The organism is Kitasatospora sp. NPDC023176 (assembly GCF_055560495.1).
On record NZ_JBVHIP010000096.1, the window covers coordinates 1 to 1,617 of the forward strand.

Annotated in this window: 1 protein-coding gene; it reads right to left on the reverse strand. The window is 72.3% G+C overall.

What is annotated here, in order from left to right; genetic code table 11:
• Window positions 1–1,617: condensation domain-containing protein (locus ACZ3YL_RS42445; protein WP_465663205.1), on the reverse strand; the 1,617-nt coding region annotated here is incomplete at both ends.

Here is a 1,617-nt window from a genome sequence, read left to right on the forward strand (position 1 = left end):
GGCCTGCTCGGCGACCAGTCCGTGGATGGTGCCCGCCCAGGCGGGCACGCCCGGCACACCGCTCCACTCACCGCTCACCCGCTCCAGCTCCCCGGCCGTCATCAACGGAAGGGCGGAGAGCGGCAGTTCGGGCCCGGCGACGGCGGCCCCCAGCAGTACGTTCAGGTGCTCGCCGAAACGCTGCACCGTCGCCGCGTCGAACAGCTCGGTGCTGTACTCGACCAGCGCCCGCAACTCGCCCCCGGACTCCTCGAACTCGATGGTGAGGTCGGAGAGCGCGGTGTCCCGCTCCATGGCGTACTCGCCGACCCGCAGGCCGGCCAGCTCGGGGTGCGGGCTCGCGGTGTTCTGCAGCACGACCATGGCCTGCACCAGCGGTGTACGGCTGGTGTCGCGCTCGGGCTGCACCGCCTCCACCAGGCGCTCGAACGGCACGTCCTCGTGCGCGAAGGCGTCCAGGACGGTGCCCCGGACCTGTCGGAGTAGCTCGGCGAAGGAGGAGTCCGGTTCGATCTGCGACCGCAGCACGACCGTGTTGACCAGGAAGCCGATCAGCTGGTCCAGCCCGCCGTGCGCGCGTCCGGCGGACGCCGTGCCCACCGCGATGTCCTGCTGCCCGGTGTAGCGGGCGAAGACGGTCTGGACCGCCGCCGTCAGCGCCATGAAGAGCGTCGCGCCCTCCCGGCGGGCCAGCCGCTTCAACCCGTCCACGGTGTCGGCCGGCACGCCGAAGCCGTGCACCGCGCCGGCCGAGGAGCGGACCGCCGGTCGCGGCCGGTCGGTGGGCAGCTCCAGCGGGGTGATCCCGTCCAGTTGCTCCCGCCACCAGTCGAGTTGCTCCGCGACCACCCCGCCGTCGGTCAGCCGCTGGTGTTGCCAGGCGGCGAAGTCCGGGTACTGCACGGGGACTTCGGGAAGATCGGCGGCACGGCCCTCGGCACGGGCGGTGTACAGCGCGCCGAGCTCGCCGGCCGCCACGCCCATCGACCAGCCGTCGGTGACGATGTGGTGCATGCCGAGGACGCACACGTGCTCGCCCTCGCCCAGCCGCACCAGCAGCACCCGCACCAGCGGACCGTTGCGCAGGTCGTACGAGCGGGCCAGCTCCTCCCGGGTGAGCGCGCGCAGCTGCTCCTCGTCGTCCGCCGTGGTGCTGCGCCACTGGGGCCGCAGCTCCGGGTGGACGATCTGCACCGGACGGCCGTCGGTGACGTCGAAGGTGGTGCGCAGCGACTCGTGCCGCGCCACCAGGTCCTCGACCGCGCCGCGCAGCGCGTCGGCGTCGAGCGCACCGGTCAGCCGCAGGCCGAGCGCCGCGTGGTACTCGGGGCTGCTCTCGGTGAAGTCCTCCAGGAACCACAGGCGTTGCTGGCCGAAGGACATCGGCAGCAGTCCGTCACGCGGTACGGACGGGATGGCCGCGGCGGTCGGGGCGGAGTCCGGACGAAGGGCCTCGGCGAGTTCGGCGACGGTCGGGGTCTCGAAGAGCATCCGCGGCGTGATGCTGCAGCCCAGTGCCTCACGGGCGCGGGAGATGACCTGGATGGTGAGGATGGAGTCGCCGCCGAGTTCGAAGAAGTTGTCGTGGATGCCGATGTGTTCGGTGCCGAGGACTTC